Source organism: Pseudoduganella sp. RAF19 (genome assembly GCF_052114165.1).
Classification (GTDB): domain Bacteria; phylum Pseudomonadota; class Gammaproteobacteria; order Burkholderiales; family Burkholderiaceae_D; genus Rugamonas.
Window position 1 is genome coordinate 680,403 of record NZ_JBFREF010000002.1, and the last position, 15,285, is coordinate 695,687.

Annotated in this window: 17 protein-coding genes; 12 read left to right on the plus strand and 5 right to left on the minus strand. The window is 61.9% G+C overall.

Translation table 11 applies throughout. From position 1 onward, the window contains the following. The first annotated feature begins 45 nt into the window (after positions 1-45). The 9 genes from AB4Z19_RS07665 to AB4Z19_RS07705 all read left to right on the plus strand — a co-directional run bounded on the left by AB4Z19_RS07665 (position 46) and on the right by AB4Z19_RS07705 (position 4,178). Positions 46-1,062 (plus strand): porin, encoded by a 1,017-nt coding sequence (locus AB4Z19_RS07665; RefSeq protein WP_442025620.1) that lies wholly within the window; start codon positions 46-48, stop codon positions 1,060-1,062. A 176-nt stretch (positions 1,063-1,238) separates the two neighbouring features. Continuing rightward, on the plus strand, positions 1,239-1,517 hold the full coding sequence (locus AB4Z19_RS07670) for a hypothetical protein (RefSeq protein WP_442034886.1): 279 nt from the start codon (positions 1,239-1,241) through the stop codon (positions 1,515-1,517). A gap of 34 nt (positions 1,518-1,551) precedes the next feature. Then, a complete protein-coding gene (locus AB4Z19_RS07675; RefSeq protein ID WP_442034888.1) occupies positions 1,552-1,827 on the plus strand; it encodes a hypothetical protein in 276 nt (91 codons plus the stop codon). A gap of 60 nt (positions 1,828-1,887) precedes the next feature. After that, positions 1,888-2,130, plus strand: coding sequence for a hypothetical protein (locus AB4Z19_RS07680; protein WP_442034890.1), 243 nt, complete (start codon positions 1,888-1,890; stop codon positions 2,128-2,130). A 234-nt stretch (positions 2,131-2,364) separates the two neighbouring features. After that, positions 2,365-2,640, plus strand: coding sequence for a hypothetical protein (locus tag AB4Z19_RS07685; protein WP_442030299.1), 276 nt, complete (start codon positions 2,365-2,367; stop codon positions 2,638-2,640). A 38-nt stretch (positions 2,641-2,678) separates the two neighbouring features. Further along, positions 2,679-2,864, plus strand: coding sequence for a hypothetical protein (locus AB4Z19_RS07690; RefSeq protein ID WP_442030297.1), 186 nt, complete (start codon positions 2,679-2,681; stop codon positions 2,862-2,864). Position 2,865: 1 nt separating this feature from the next. After that, positions 2,866-3,129, plus strand: a complete 264-nt coding sequence (locus tag AB4Z19_RS07695) for a hypothetical protein (RefSeq protein WP_442030295.1) — start codon at positions 2,866-2,868, stop codon at positions 3,127-3,129. A gap of 48 nt (positions 3,130-3,177) precedes the next feature. Beyond that, positions 3,178-3,465, plus strand: coding sequence for a hypothetical protein (locus AB4Z19_RS07700; RefSeq protein ID WP_442034891.1), 288 nt, complete (start codon positions 3,178-3,180; stop codon positions 3,463-3,465). After that, positions 3,465-4,178 (plus strand): PP2C family protein-serine/threonine phosphatase, encoded by a 714-nt coding sequence (locus AB4Z19_RS07705; RefSeq protein WP_442028895.1) that lies wholly within the window; start codon positions 3,465-3,467, stop codon positions 4,176-4,178. The genes AB4Z19_RS07700 and AB4Z19_RS07705 overlap by 1 nt, the downstream gene beginning before the upstream one ends. On the opposite strand, the gene AB4Z19_RS07710 is transcribed toward AB4Z19_RS07705, so the two are convergent. The 3 genes from AB4Z19_RS07710 to AB4Z19_RS07720 form a co-directional block, all read right to left on the minus strand. After that, entirely contained in the window at positions 4,179-5,438 is a 1,260-nt protein-coding gene (locus tag AB4Z19_RS07710; RefSeq protein ID WP_442028896.1) for a sigma-54 interaction domain-containing protein, read from the minus strand. It lies immediately after the preceding gene. Further along, positions 5,435-8,497: a peptidase domain-containing ABC transporter gene (locus tag AB4Z19_RS07715; RefSeq protein WP_442034893.1), complete on the minus strand. Its 3,063-nt coding sequence runs from the start codon at positions 8,495-8,497 to the stop codon at positions 5,435-5,437. The genes AB4Z19_RS07710 and AB4Z19_RS07715 overlap by 4 nt, the downstream gene beginning before the upstream one ends. A gap of 73 nt (positions 8,498-8,570) precedes the next feature. Next, entirely contained in the window at positions 8,571-9,332 is a 762-nt protein-coding gene (locus tag AB4Z19_RS07720) for a peptidylprolyl isomerase (RefSeq protein WP_442034894.1), read from the minus strand. 51 nt (positions 9,333-9,383) lie between these two features. Here AB4Z19_RS07720 and AB4Z19_RS07725 point away from each other — a divergent pair, with 51 nt between their 5' ends. From AB4Z19_RS07725 to AB4Z19_RS07735, 3 genes are all read left to right on the plus strand, one after another. Then, positions 9,384-10,175: a helix-turn-helix domain-containing protein gene (locus AB4Z19_RS07725; RefSeq protein WP_442034895.1), complete on the plus strand. Its 792-nt coding sequence runs from the start codon at positions 9,384-9,386 to the stop codon at positions 10,173-10,175. A gap of 63 nt (positions 10,176-10,238) precedes the next feature. Beyond that, positions 10,239-11,171: a DMT family transporter gene (locus tag AB4Z19_RS07730; RefSeq protein ID WP_442027458.1), complete on the plus strand. Its 933-nt coding sequence runs from the start codon at positions 10,239-10,241 to the stop codon at positions 11,169-11,171. Positions 11,172-11,269: 98 nt separating this feature from the next. After that, on the plus strand, positions 11,270-12,226 hold the full coding sequence (locus AB4Z19_RS07735; protein ID WP_442027457.1) for a ribonuclease Z: 957 nt from the start codon (positions 11,270-11,272) through the stop codon (positions 12,224-12,226). On the opposite strand, the gene lnt is transcribed toward AB4Z19_RS07735, so the two are convergent. Together lnt and AB4Z19_RS07745 are read right to left on the minus strand one after the other, a co-directional pair. Beyond that, the gene (lnt, locus tag AB4Z19_RS07740; RefSeq protein WP_442034897.1) at positions 12,214-14,652 is read right to left on the minus strand and encodes an apolipoprotein N-acyltransferase; all 2,439 of its coding nucleotides are present in this window, start codon (positions 14,650-14,652) and stop codon (positions 12,214-12,216) included. The genes AB4Z19_RS07735 and lnt overlap by 13 nt on opposite strands. A 4-nt stretch (positions 14,653-14,656) precedes the next feature. After that, positions 14,657-15,283: a hypothetical protein gene (locus tag AB4Z19_RS07745; protein ID WP_442027454.1), complete on the minus strand. Its 627-nt coding sequence runs from the start codon at positions 15,281-15,283 to the stop codon at positions 14,657-14,659. Between the last annotated feature and the right edge of the window lie 2 nt (positions 15,284-15,285).

A 15,285-nucleotide genomic window follows, 5' to 3' on the forward strand; every position in this document is an offset into this window, starting at 1 on the left:
CACAGCAGTTCAATCATTTAAAACAAAACAAGCAGGAGACAACTCGTGAAACGATTTACTCTGGGGTTGCTCACGCTCGCCCCGTTGGCAGGACTCGTCCATGCCGACCCATCAGTCTCAATCTTCGGTGATGTGGACGGCGGCGTACGCTACCAGACCAACGCCAGCGCCGACGGCGGCAGCAAGATATCGATGAGCTCGAACGGCTACTACAATTCGAACAAGCTGGACTTCGCCGGATCGGATGACCTCGGCGGCGGCTTCAAAGCGGATTTCCTGCTCGAAAGCGGCTTCAACCTCGGCACCGGCCAGCTCGACAATACGACCAATACCCTGTTCCAGCGCCAGGCCTTCGTCCGTGTGAAGACGCCCTACGGCGCACTATCGCTGGGCCGCCAGTACACCATCTCGCACGACTTCATTTACGTTTTCGATCCCTTCGGCTTCCGCTTCACACCGCTGATTCCGCTGACCAAAGCGTCCAGCGGCACCCGCTTCGACAATGACCTCAAATACGTCGTCGATGCCGGCCCCGTCAAACTTGAAGTCGAGGATTCGCTGGGGGAGCAGGCCGGCAGTACGGCGCGCAAGGCAGCGCGCGGCGTCGGCCTGATCTATAACAACGGCGCCTTGGCATTCGGCGCCTCCTACAACCACCGCAGCGTGCCTGTCGGCGCTTTCTACAACGGCGACATCTACTACCTGGTCGGTGCAGCCTATAACGTCGACAAGCTGAAAATCTCCGGCGGCTACATGCAGGAGACGGTGAAGAGCCAGACCGGAGTGGATTCCAAAACACGCAATATGTTTGGCGGCGTCAGCTACCGCTTCAAGCCACAGGCCTCGTTCACCGTCGGCTATTACGTGACCACGGCGCCGGATGATCCTGCACGCCGGCGCGGCATGACGGTTGCCGAGATCGATTATTCGCTGTCCAAGCGCACCGTGCTGTACGCCGAACTCGACTACACACGCTTCAGCAAGGCGGCGGTCGGCACGCTGAACACAGTTGGGGTGCCGAACCAGACCGGCGCCACTTTCGGCATCAATCACCGCTTCTGAACCACTCCTGTTGCGCGGCGCCGAACAGAAATTCGGCGTTTGTTGGCCGGCATCCGCCACTTTCCACGCCGCGCGGTATGCCCTTAGAGGAGAAAGCAGCTGGCACGCTTTCTGCTGAATGGATAGCGAGCGCAAATGAATTGCCTCACTAACCCAAACCTCTAAGGAGCATCACCATGAAAACCCTGATCATCAAAGACCTGGCCCGTACCGAACAACTGGACCGAACTGCCATGGCTGGCGTGCGCGGCGGCTGGAAAATGAACTCGCCTTACTACTCGTTCGGCGATGTCACCTACGCGCCAAGCTATGACTCCTCCATCAAGGGTACTCAGAACATGCTCCAGCAGCAGGACAAGCTGACCGCCACCGCTAACGGCTCCGCTTTCCTGGACGGCATCCACGTGCACGACAACACCGCGCAGAACGGCGCCAACACCATCGTCCGCATGTAAGCGCATCCCGTCATCGCACCCAAGGAGACCTATCATGAAAACCCTGACCATCAAAGACCTGGCCCGCGCTGAAGACCTGGACCGCGCCACCATGACCTTCATTCAAGGCGGCTGGAGCATGAACTCGCCCTACTACAAAGTCGGCGACGTGACCATCGGCGGCACCTACGACTCGTCCATCAAGGGCACCCAGAACATGCTGCAGCAGCAGGAGAAGCTGACCGCGACCGCGAACGGTTCGGCCTTCCTGGATGGCGTGCACGTGCACGACAACACCGCCCAAAACGGCTTCAACACCATCGTCGGCTAAACGGCAGACTCGCGGGGGCCACACCCGGCTCCCGCGACGCGCCAGCTCAAGGAGAACATCATGTCTATCACTATCAGCGACCTGGCGCACAGCGCCGCCCTCGACCAACGCGCCATGACCACCGTACGCGGCGGCTTCGGTCCCAACGTCAACGTCAATGTCAATCTGGACCAGAAGTTCGGCCAGTTCCAACAGATTGGCGTCAACGTCCTGAACGGCAACGGCATCATCGGCGCCGCCGGCTTCGGCCCGGACGTCAATGAAGCGGCCGCTTTCTGGAATGCCAGCCACGCCGGCTTCTGAAAAAATCTGTCCCCTCGAAACCGTTCAGCCACAAGCTGGACGGTTTTTTTTCGTCCTACGAGTACGCAAATGCCCCCTGTTGCGTGCCACCGAACAGATTTTCCGTATTTGTCGCTGAACACCCACCAGATTCAGGCGTCTCCCTAGGGAAAACCGCTGGCACGCTTTCTGCTCAATGTATAGCGAGCGCAAACGAAATGCCTCACCAACCTAAACCCACCAAGGAGCATGACCATGAAAACCCTGACCATCAAAGACCTGGCCCGTACCGAACAACTGGATCGCGCTGCAATGAGCACCGTGCGCGGCGGCTGGAAAATGAACTCGCCTTACTACTCCTTTGGCGATGTGACCTACGCACCGCACTACGACTCCTCGATCAAAGGGGTGCAAACCCTGGTGCAAGGCCAGAGCAATGAGGTGGTCACCGCCAACGGTTCCGCCTTCCTGGATGGCGTCAGCGTACACAACAACGTGTCGCAAAACGGCGCCAACACCATCATCGGCTAAGAACGCGATACCTGGCCGGCTTCATTCGGGAGACTTCGATGAAAACCAAGACCATTGCAGAGATGTGCGGCGCCGCAGAAATCGATCGCGCTGCAACCAAAGCAGAACTTGCGCAGAGCACCCAGGTGCTTGAGATCGGCGGCCTCACCTTTTTCGTGCGCTACGAAGCGCCTACCGAAGCCGGCCAGGACGCCCAACAACCTTCCATTCATCAGGAGAACTAACATGACTACCATCAAAGTGAACGATCTGTCCCGCAGCGCCGAACTGAGCCAGCAGGACATGCATGCAGTACGCGGCGGCTTCGCCTTCAAGCCGGACGTCAACGTCAACATGAACGTGACCCAGACCATCTTCCAGGTGCAGGATATCGACGTCAACACCCTGAATAACAACGGCGCCATCGGTGCAGGCTTCGTGGGCCCCAAGATCAATCTTGACGCCCATCTCAATGCCGAGAACAAGGCGATCTTCCCGAAGTTCGCCTAAACTGAGGAGGCCGGGGTCCGGCCTCCCTTTTCCTCACGGAGACTCATCATGGCTACCATTACCATCAACGATCTGCCCGCCAACAAGGCGCTGGACCGCAAGGCGATGTCCACGATCCGGGGCGCAGGCGGCGCTCCTTGGGTATTTGGATGGATTCGGCCATTTGTCGAAGGTGGTTCCGGCCAATTCCCGGTGATTAACTTCTACCAGATCAATAACTACGCCGACCAGATGATCAATCAATATCAGTCGGTGACCGTGACCAATACCGGCAACAACGCAGCGCTGAACGTTGGGGTCGATGAAAGCAGCCTGAACAAAGCGCTGCGTGGATAATGAAGCTCGAAAGCCAACTTTGCTGGACTTCCGCCGCGCGCACGGACGTTGGCCTGGTGCGCAGCCGCAATGAAGATGCCTTCCTCGCCCACCCCGAACGCGGTTTGTGGGCAGTTGCGGACGGCATGGGGGGGCATGCCTTCGGCGATGTGGCGAGCCGCGCCGTGGTGGATGCGCTGGCCACGCTGGGCACCGCGTCCAGCCTGCCGGCCCTGGTCGAAGCGGCGCGCGCCAAGCTGAGCAAGGTGAATCTTGAGCTGCGCGCCAATGCACAGGCGCGCCGGGTGCCGATGATCGGCAGTACCGTCGTGGTACTACTGGCGCACGGCGCCGAGATGGCCTGCCTGTGGGCGGGCGACAGCCGCATCTATCTGTGCCGCGATGGCCAGTTGCGGCAGTTGACGCAGGATCACAGCCAGCCGGATTCGAATATGATCACCCGCGCGGTCGGCGCGGCCGATGTGCTGGAACTGGATCTGAAAACCGTGATCGCGCGCGATGGCGACGTTTTCCTGCTGTGCAGCGATGGCCTCAGCAATCCGGTCGACGATCCGGCAATTCAGGATCTGCTGGCATCCGGCGATTGCGCTCATGCGGCGCAGGAGCTGGTCGAGCAAGCCCGCAATAACGGCGGGCGAGACAATATCACCGCCGTGGTGGTGCGCGCCGACGATGCGGACTGCGACAAGACCATGCTCAATCCTGCCTTGTAGTCAGCCCTGTTTGCGGTAATCCTTGGAGTGCAGGCCGTGCTTCTTCAGCAGGATCTGGAGATGCGAGCGGTTCATGTCCCAGCGCCGCGCCAGTTCCGATACCGATCCTTTCACCTCTTCCAGTCCCCGCTCCAGGCAGCGGCATTCGGCTTCATCGCTGGCGGCGCGTTTGGCCTCGGCCAGTGAAGCGCTGTCGGTGGCGGCACTGCCATTCCCGGCCGCGGGCCGCTTCACCGCCGGCCGGATGTCCTCCGGCAGATGCGATAGATCCGCTGTTTCGCCCGCCAGGCAGGACAGGCGGTACATCAGGTTGCGCAGCTCGCGGATATTGCCGGGGTAGCCGTAACGCAGCAGGAAGTCGCGCAGACGCGGCGTCATTGCAACGGGGCCGCGTTTGAGCGCTTCCGCCGCCTCGTCGGTGTAGTAGGCCAACAGCAGAGGTATCTCATCCTTGCGTTCACGCAGCGGCGGCAGGGTTACGTGGATCACGCTGAGGCGGTAGAACAGGTCTTCGCGGAAGGTGCCTTCCTCGATCAGCTTGCGCAGGTTCTTGTTGGTCGCCGCCACGATGCGCGCATCGACGTTGATGATTTCATCCGAGCCCACGCGCTGGATCTCGTGCGATTGCAGCACGCGCAGCAGCTTGACCTGACCGGGCAAAGGCAGCTCGCCGATCTCGTCCAGGAAAATGGTGCCTTTGTGCGCGCTTTCGAACTTGCCTTTGCGGTCATTGGCGGCGCCTGTGAACGCGCCCTTCTTGTGGCCGAACAGTTCCGATTCCAGCAAACTGTCCGGAATCGCGCCGCAGTTGACCGAGATATAGGGCTTATCGGCGCGCGATCCGTTGGCGTGGATGACCTTGGCCATCAGCTCCTTGCCTGTCCCGCTTTCGCCATCCACCAGCACGGGCAGATCGGTGGGGGCTGCCTTCTCCGCGATCTCCAGCGCATCCAGCAGCTTGGGATTGTCGCCGAAGGTGCCTTCGAAAACGAAGCTGCGCGCCAGCAGGGCTTGCCGGCGCTCGCCAGTCGATGCTTCTTCCGTTGGCGTGGCGGCGACTGCCTGCACGAAGCGCTCTTTGTGCGACAGCTGCATCACCTCATCGCGCAAGGCATTGGTCTGGCGCAGCATCTTGTCGATGTCCGGACGATCGAGCCGGCTCGACCAGCGCAGGGTCGAACGCAGGATTTCGATCTTTTCCAGCAGCGCGGCATAGGACATTGCCGATCCACGCTCGCCTCCAGGATTGTAGAGTTTCATGCCGAGTTCAATTGTTTCTGCACCAGTTCGTAATACATGCCGCGCCGCTCCAGCAGCTCCTCGTGGCGGCCCTGCTCGACGATCTTGCCTTCGTACAGCACGACAATTTTGTCGGCCCGCATGATCGTACTGAGGCGGTGCGCGATGATGACCGCCGTACGCCCCTCCAGAATCGCCTGCATATTGCCGATGATGTTGCTTTCCGACTGAGTGTCCAGCGCCGAGGTGGCTTCATCGAACACCAGCAGGCGCGGATCGTGATACAACGCGCGTGCAATGCACAGGCGCTGCACCTGGCCGCCGGACAAACCCATGCCCCGTTCGCCCACCACCTGCTCATAGCCCATGGGCATCTTGCTGATAAAGGCGTGCGCATCGGCCATCTTCGCCACTTCTTCGATGCGGCGCCGGTCGGGGCTATCGTCGCCGCTGGCGATGTTCTCGGCGATGGTGCCGGAGAACAGCAGATTGCTCTGCATGACGTAGCCAACCTGGGCGCGGTAATAATCCTTGTCGATCACGCTGATGTCGTAGCCGTCCACCACGATCTTGCCCTCACTGGGCGGGTAGAAGCCGACCAGCAGCTTGGCCAGCGTGGTTTTCCCCGATCCGCTGCGGCCCACGATGGCGACCAGCTCACCGGGCTTGATATCGATACTGATGTCCTCCAGCACGTAGGGCGTGCCGCTGTCGCCGTAACGGAAGTACATGCGATCCAGCTTGATCTCACCTTGCAGATCGGGCAGCACCACGCGCGAAGCGATATCGGCGGGCTTTTGCTCCGGTTCGATATCCAGGACGTCGCCCAGCCGTTCCATGGCAACGGTGGCGTCAGCCAGGCGGCTCCACAAGCCCACCAGTCCCATCAGCGGCCCCAGCACGCTGCCCATCAGGGAATTGAAGGCCATCAGCTGGCCGATGGTCAGCTCACGGCTCAGCACCAGCGTGGCGCCAACCCAGAGAATAACAATGGTGGTGGCCGAGTTCAGCAACTGGCTGCCAAGGCCGACCAGAATGTTGAAAGCCTGCGACTTGTACTGCAATTCCAGCGATTTGACGTACTTCTTCTCCCATTTCAGCCGCACCGGCCGCTCGCTGCCCATGCCCTTGATGGTTTCGATGCCGCCGAGCGCCTCCATCAGGAAGGATTGGGCATCGGTGGCGCTGGTGAAGACCTCGCGGGCGTAGTCCTTGATCTTCGGCGTCACTAGCACGGTCAGCGCGATGATGGGAATGGTGAAGGCGATCAGCAGCAGCGTCAGCTTGACGTTGTAGAGAAAGAGAATGGTGAAGTAAATGAACACCATCAGCAGGTTAAGCAGCGTCGTCACCGTGGACTCGGTCAGAAAGCTGCGAATGGTCTGGTTTTCCCTGAAGCGCGCCAGGATGTCGCCCGTCTTGCGTTTGGCGAAGAAGGAATACGGCAGCGACATGGTGTGCTTGAAGAACTGCGCCATCATCGAGAAATCGAGATTGCGCACCATGTAGTTCGCCAGATAGGCGCGCACGGTCGACATGATTTGCGTGAATACGGTCGAAATCACCAGGCCCAGTATCAGCAAATGCAGCAGGCTCAGGTTCTGGTGTACCAGTACGCCATCCAGGATGTTCTGGATGATCATCGGCGGCACGATCCCCAGCATCTGAATCACGAAAGTCGCCAGGAACAAGTGCATTAGGATCTTCTTATACGGCTGCAAATAGCCGACAAAGCGCAGCCAGGGTGAGCTCGTGGCCGTCAGCTGCACCATTTGCTGGCCCGGCGTGAAGACCAGGCAGGTGCCGCTCCAGCCGCGCTCGAATTCCTCCACGCTCAGCTTCTTGAATCCTACCGCCGGATCGGCCACCCATACCGTGGTCGGCGACACGCCATACACGATCACGTAATGGTAGCCCTCCCAGTGCACGATGAAGGGCAGCTCGAAGCCTTGCAGCGCGTCGAAAGTGCACTGCACGCCGCGTGCACTGAAGCCCAGCGCCTCGCCCGCGCGCGCAAGGCTGTCCAGCGTGGCGCCTTGCGCGGTGACGTTGGCCAGTTCGCGCAGCTTGCCAAGCGTCATATTGATGCCGTAATGGCGGCACAGCATGGCCAGGCAGGCGGCGCCGCAGTCCATCTCCTCGGCCTGTTCGACCCAGGCAAAACGTTTGATGACCTTTTCGCCGGACGCGGGTTCAGTGCCCATGTCCAGCACCACCGGGCGCTTGCGGCGTTCCGCCAGCTTCTTCTGCCGATGCAGCTCACGCTCGAAGAAACGCACACGGTCTTCGATCACCTCGCGGAACTTGGCATTGCGCTCCAGGATGAAGTGGGCGCTTTTCTCGGGAATGACCAGCAGGATCACGTCGGTGGCCGCCACCACGGTGGCAGGCTGCTCCTGCCGCATCAGGCAGGCTTTCTCGCCTATCAGCTCACCTGGACCGAGGGTGGCCAGTTTGAACTCATCCGTGCCGTCGCTGTAGCCAACCTGCACCTGGCCCTGCCGCACCACGTACAGGCGGTGATCGTCGCGCGCGCCCTGCTTCAGGATCTCTTTGCCGGCGCCGACACGCTTCACGCCCACGCTGCGCACGAATTCTTCCAGCTCGCTCTTGCTGACCTTGTTGCGCAACTCGAATAGCCGCGCCACCAGACCGCCAGCCGAGCTGATCGCCACGTAGTTGTTGATGAAATTGAGCGCGTCCGGATTGCGGCCGATCAGCGGCTGAAACGCCGTGCGCGGGATGAACCACAATTCCGTTTTCAATGCTGCACGTGCCGAGACTTCGTGCCGGTGGCTGCGCAAAATGGCGATTTCGGCGAACACTTCGCCTGCCTTGCGCACGCCCATGCTGATTTCCTTGCCGTGCTCGTCGCTGAACACGCGTACGGAACCAGAATGGATGACGTACAGACCTTCGGCAGGCTCACCTGCCGTGCAGACAGTGTCGCCAAAAGCAAAGGAACGGGATTCGATGGCGCCAGCCAGCTGCTCCAGCTCTTCCGGAGTGAAAACCGACAGGATCTCGACGGCCGACAGGAACTCGGCAGGTGTTTGTTGTTTTGGCGCTAGAGAGTCCATGTCGGTGCCTGCCAAGCTCGCCCATCAACCTGCGTTGCAATCGGCAGGCGGCCAATCGCTGGCCGTGCCTGGCTCACCGCGCGGGGCAAGCCTCGATAATGTGCTCTTGCGCCCTGGCCATCAGCCATTCCTCCCGCAGCAGGCGGCGTATTTCGATGGCCGTTTCCTCATCCAGCTTGGCGGGATGCTTTGCATTCACCGCGAAAATCTCAAAGAAGGTCTTGTCCGGCGAAGGGAAAGGCCCCAGCAAATCGCCCGCCGCAGCGTTGAAGATGCGCGACTCGATATCGGGTTTCAGAGAGCCCCGTAGCACCCGCCCGATCACGCCCCCGCGCTCCGCCTCATCTCCAATGGAATGTTCGCGTGCCATTTCGGCAAAACTGTCCGGATCGTCGGTCAGCGCCGACATCATCTCCTTGGCCTTGCCTTCAGTATCCAGCACGATATGGCTCACTTCCACCGCGTCGAAACGTGGCGAATTGAGCTTGAAATATTGTTCGACCGCTTTTTCGTTGCAGACCTGCGCCATCATCTTCTCGTGGTACAGGCTGTCCACGATGAAGTCTTCGAACTCATCCAATGTGACGCCGAGGGTATCGAGGTACTGGTTCATGTCCGCAGCACGGTGCAAGCCCTGGATGCGGCGGAACTGGTCAGCGCGCTCCTGCACTTCCTCCGGCGGCATGGCAATGCCGAGCTTTTTCGCGGCACGCACGGTCAGCTTCTCGCGCACCAGCTGCTCGATTAGCCCTTCAAACTGCCCAGTAAGCTTTAGTGTTCTGATGAAATAATCCGTATCGATTACATCATCGTCGATGCGCACAATCGCAGCCATGCCCGCCCCCTGAAGTCACTTTCGTTGTAGCAGGTCGAATAGGAGATTTCAATGACGCGGATGTCCCGTTGCGCCGCCGATGCTACACTCGCGCTTATGCAATCTTCTGTTGACCTTCATGTGCGCAGTTATGGCGAATTCGGCAACCCGGACCGCCACGATTACGCACAGCTCGTGCTGCCCTTGCGCGGCGCGGTTCAGCTCGACATTGACGGCAAATTCGGCCGCCTGGATGTGTTGACCGCCGGCTTCGTGGCGCCGCGCGCCTGGCATGCGCAAGGCGGCGACAGAACCAATCAATCCCTTATCCTCGACGTTGACGAGTGCAGCCTGCCGCCTGCCATCAGCGAGCGCCTGCATGACCGCCCGTTTACCGCGATCAACTCTGCATCGCGCAAACTGATCGAATTCATGGCCATCATGGCTGAACAGCGCGCCGCTGCGCCGTCTGTCGTGCAGGGCTGGGCTCCGCTCCTGCTGGACACGCTCATGCTGGACGCACCGCGGCCTGCGTCGCGCCTCGCCGCCCTGATGGCCCGCATCGAGGCCGAACCCGGCCTGCCATGGGCCACTGAAACCATGGCAAAGAGCGCCGGCGTCAGCGTCAGCCGATTGCATGCGCTGTTCCGTTCCGAGCACGGCACCAGCCCGCACGACTGGCTGCTGGAGCGCCGCCTGGCGCGCGCCTGCGAATGGCTGGCACAAACCGACCGGCCGATTGCCGAACTGGCCCTCCGCGCCGGTTTTTCCGAGCAAAGCGCCCTCACCCGTGCCATGCGCAAGGCCATGGATATGACTCCGGCGGCCTACCGCAGGCAAAGCCGGGAGAATTTGTCCAAATAAGCGTAGAAAACGTCAAGAAGTCCTCCTGCCGCGCCGGAATAATGACGGTGATCGGAGGATGTTATGTTTTCAAGCAGGATCTGGCTCGGCCTTGGCGCGAGCATTCTGGCAGGCGCTTTCTGGGGACTGGTGTTTCTCGCGCCGGAACTGGCGCGGGGCTTCCAACCCATGCAACTTTCAGCGGGCCGCTACCTGGCCTATGGACTGGTGGCCGCGCTGCTGGTTGCGCCGTCCTGGCGGCGACTGACGCAGTCGCTGACGTGGAAGGAATGGCGTGCCCTCGCCTGGCTCAGCTTTACGGGCAATATCATTTATTACGTTTTCCTCGCCAACGCCGTGCAATCGGGCGGCGTCGCCATGACGTCCCTGGTCATCGGCCTGCTGCCTGTCACAGTCACGCTGGCCGGCAGCCGCGACCGGCACGCCGTACCGATCCGGAGCTTGCTGCCATCGCTGGCGCTGAGCATGGCCGGGCTGGCGTGCATCAGCTGGCAATCGCTGTCCGCTTCTCGCGATCATGGCTCGGTATTCGGCCTGTTGTGCGCAATCGGTTCGCTGGTTTCGTGGACGATCTACGCGGTTGGCAACAGCCGCTGGCTGGCCAGGCTCAACCATGTCTCGGCGCATGAATGGAGTCTGCTGACGGGCGTCGTCACCGGGGCGCAGGCGCTGGTACTGGCGATTCCAGCCTTCCATTTCCTCCCGAACAGCCACAGCTCGTCCGACTGGCTGCTGTTCACGGGCGTCGTCACCGCAGTCGCCATCTTCTGCTCGATCGTCGGTAACGGCCTATGGAACCGTGCGACCCGGTTGCTGCCGTTGACGCTGGTCGGCCAGATGATTGTGTTCGAAACCCTGTTTGCCCTGCTGTACGGCTTTATCTGGGAAGCGCGCTTGCCGACGACACTCGAATGCGCGGCGATGGTGCTGTTGATTCTGGGCGTGCTGTCTTGCGCCTCGGCGCACCGTCGTAGCGGAACCGGTCTGCCAGCGTGACCGAGTTCGGGAAGTTGAAGTAGCACCGCAGAAATGGCAGTTGCTGCTGTGCGGCCTACACGTGCCAGCCGCTGCGCGAAACGGCCGTATAATGCGGCATGCTGAAACTGACCTTTCTCGGAACCTCCTCTGGCGTACCGACCAAGAACCGTAACGTTACCGCACTGGCCATCCAGACCTCGCTGAACCGCGACTGGTGGCTGGTGGACTGCGGCGAAGCCACCCAGCATCGGCTGCAGCACACGCCGCTGTCGGTGCACGATCTGGCGGGTATCTGCATCACGCACATCCACGGCGACCATAGCTACGGCTTGCCGGGATTGCTCGCCAGCGCTTCAATGACGGGCCGCGCCCGGCCGCTGATTCTCATTGCCCCCAGAGCCGTACGCAATTGGGTTGAAGCGACGCTGCTGCATACGGAACTGTTCCTGACCTTCCCACTCGTCCACGTCGACGTCGACGCGGCGCGGCTGGTGCATCAGGAGCCGGGGCTGAGCATTGAACGCTATGCGCTGTCGCATCGCGTGCCGAGTGTCGGTTTCCGCTTTGCGGTCGAAACCACCAAATGGAAACTGGACGGCGCCGCCTTGCGCGCACGGGGCGTGGAACCAGGGCCGGATTGGGGCAAACTCCAGGCAGGCGAAGACTTGAAGCTGGCCGATGGCAGCACGCTGCGTGCGGACGACTTCCGCATCGTGCAACGCGAGCTGGCAGTGGCCGTCATTGGCGGAGATAACGATACGCCATCGCTCCTGGCCGAAGCCTGCGAAGGCGCAGATCTGCTGGTGCACGAAGCCACCTACACGGAAGCCGGCCTGGAAAAAGTTGGTCCAGGACGCGGCCACAGTTCCGCCCAGGCTGTGGCGCGCTTTGCAAGCGAGCGTCGGCTGCCCAACCTGATTCTGACGCACTTCAGCCCGCGCTACGACAATCCCGAAGGACTCGCCGAAGTCGAAGCCGACGCGCGCCAGGCCTACGACGGCCGGCTATTCCTTGCAAACGACTTCGCCCGCTACGAACTCGACGCGCACGGCATTGTCAGCTACTTGCCATAGATGTTCAAAATCAGCCAGGCCGGCAGCCCAAGATAAAGCACGGCGAGGCCGATACGCTCCAGTCCCAGGCGGGCATCGATGGTCCGGCGCGGCCGCATCAGCGCCACCAGCAAGGTGCCTGTTTCAATCGCGGTCCGCAGCACCGCCGCACTGAGCACCACGCCGATCGACCACGCCGCCCACCAGAGGGCAAAGGCGGTCAGATAGGCCTTCAGACCGAAGGTATAGTATTCGCCGAAAGCGCCGCCGTAAGTGATGTGCTGATGCAGATGGAAGGCTGGAATCGCCAGCGCTAGCGGCAGCAGCACAAACTTGGCCACCGGATGACCGAGCCGCCACTCCTGCAACGCCAGACGCGCCTGGTCATACACGTCCATCATCGCGTGCCTGACTGGCCCTGCCGGCGGGCCGCCCGCCACGGCAATCGCGTGGAGGAATCCGGCCGGATTCGCCAGCGCCAGTCCATCATGCCAGCGCCGTCCCGACTTCAGGCGCAGGCAGGCTCCGGACGCGGGCAGCGGCAGCCGCCACGGCTCGACCGCCGCGAGCTCGCTCAACGCCAGCTCGGTGCACTGCGTTCCACGCGTCAGCAGAAGCTTGCCGCCATCGATCGTCAATTGAGCGGCAAAGGCGCGCAGCAGGAACCACGCAGCCGCTTCCGGCGCCAGGAACAGCGCCGTAAACTGTCGGATGATCGCCATGGTATTCGTCCGCAGCGGCTCGTTCACCAGCAGCGCCGCGCACATGCCAAGCAACCCGGCCCGCGCAACGATGCGCAGCAGGGCTGCGGCCAGCCGCGCAGCAGGCGGCAGGACCGCAACGGGCGCTGGAAAGCTCATCACGGGCGGCTCTGGCGCCAAAACACCCTCGCCACGCCGCACCGACGATCCCGCAGCGGCGCGTGCCGCCAGGATCAGCAAAAATCCACAGGCAACCAGACCGACCCAGTCACCCCACAAGACCATGAGCGTCAGCGCGGGCCGGTGCAATGGCATGTCCGCCACAACCAGCGCCGGCTCGCCAATCCCCGCGCCTGCAAGGATGCTGCCTCTCGCATCAATTGCCGCGCTGAGGCCATTGGTCGTCACGCGGAATTGCGGCAAGCGCGTTTCGATGCTGCGGAACGCCGCCGCTGTCTGATGCAAGTGTGCGCCCTGCCCATCCGCGTTGAACCAGGAATCGTTCGACATCGTCAGTATCGCCTGCGCACCCAACCGCGCGCCATTGATGGCCAGGCCGCTATCGACATCGTCGAGACAAATCAGCGGCAGCACCGGCACTTCGCGGCCGTCGGCGAGACGCAATGGGAAGACGCGCGCGCCATTACCGGCTTTCCAATTGCCCGTCCACGGCAGCAGGCGGCGCAGCGCCGAGCCGTCCAGCCATGCCGGCACGTATTCGGTGAACGGAAACAGGCGCGTCTTGCGATAGAGGCCGAGCAATCCCGCGCCCGGCTGCACGAATGCTGCGGCGTTGTACTCTCCCGCGCTATCGCTGTCATAAGTGCCGAACACGAATGGCACACCAGCTGCGTTCACGTTCGCCAGAATCTCAGCGTCGAACTCCGCACCCGCCTGGCTTTTTGGATGTCCAAAAGTCGTCGGGTAAGCCGTCTCGGACCACAGCACCGCGTCCGCATGCTGGCGCGCGACGGCGTCGTAGCTCATCGCAAAGTGACGGTCGAGTACCTCGCGCACGACCGCATAAGCGCCCTTCTGCGCACGCTGGCCTTCGTAGTCGATGATATTCGATTGGATCAGCGCCATGCGCAATGGCTTGCCGCCTTGCGCCGGCGTACCACTCACTACCCACAGTCCATAGCCGGCCAGCAGCAGCGGCGCCGTCGCCGCCAGCAACAGCGGCTTGACGGCGGCGCGCCAGCCAGCCGTGCGACGTAACAGCGCCGTGGTTACGGCCTCGTTGCACAGCAAGAGCAGCAGCGTGAGGCCGGCGCCGCCGCCGACGTCGGCCGCCTGACGCATCAATATCGATGGATACAGCCCATAGCCAAGTGTGTCGCCCAGCAGGCGCGGCACCAGCCATTCGGTCGCCACCCACGCCGAGGCGGCTGCCAGCGCGCGCAACGCGGGGCTGTACACGCGTGCGCTCAGATGACGCACCAGCGCATAAGCCAGAAATTGCGGCTGAAATAGCGGTGCAACAAGCAGCAACACTGCGATCCCCGCTGTATCGCCTGCATGCGTGTAGCGGCCAAGCGCAACACCAAACCACCAGAAGACCGCGAGTGTGTACGCCAGGGTCATGCCGTAGGCCTGCGCAAGCGCGGCGCGCAGCGTACGGCTGCCGTCCAATGCACGAAGCCAAGGGACCAGCAGCACAAAGCCCAGCATCCAGACTGCGCCGCCGCGCGCATAAAGAGCCGACATCGCAGCGCTGGCGAGAATGCACGCAATTGTTCGCTTCATGGTTTTAGTGTGTCGTTGGTTCAAGCGGTGCGGGGATGGTGATGCGCCGGATTGCCAGCCCCGGCGGCGCCAGCTCCGGCGGTACGACGCCATCCTTCGGCATCGCGATCGCCTGGTTGGAAGCGTCGTAAAGCTGGAAACCCGGCGCAAACATCAGGATCGCTTCGATGCGCTGGCCGTCATCGGTCACTTGATGGTGGCGCACATAGCCAGGCGGCAGAGCAAAGTTTTCGGGTACCGCGAGTCCCACCAGCGGCGGACGCGTGCCCGGCGGCTGGAATGCGCCCAGGCCGCTGTAGATCCCGCGCTCATGCAGACGCTCAATGACCTGGGCCACGCTGGGGTTCTCGCCGCGCGCCAGATAACTGCTCAAATCCCGCGTTGGGTCTGCGTCCCCCTCAGGCGCATGCTTGGCCGCTTTCGGCGCAGGCGGTGGCTGTGGCGGAGCTTGCGGCGCCGATGCGGACTTCACGCCTTCACCGGCGCGCGCCGACGCCAGCTGCGCCGAGGCGCTCGCTGCATCGACTGGTTCAGACCACAGCCACAGAAAGAACAACAGGCTGATGGCCCCGACGGCAAGCACCAGCGCTATCGCAAGATAGCCTGGGCTTGGACGCCAGCGCTGCGTCATGC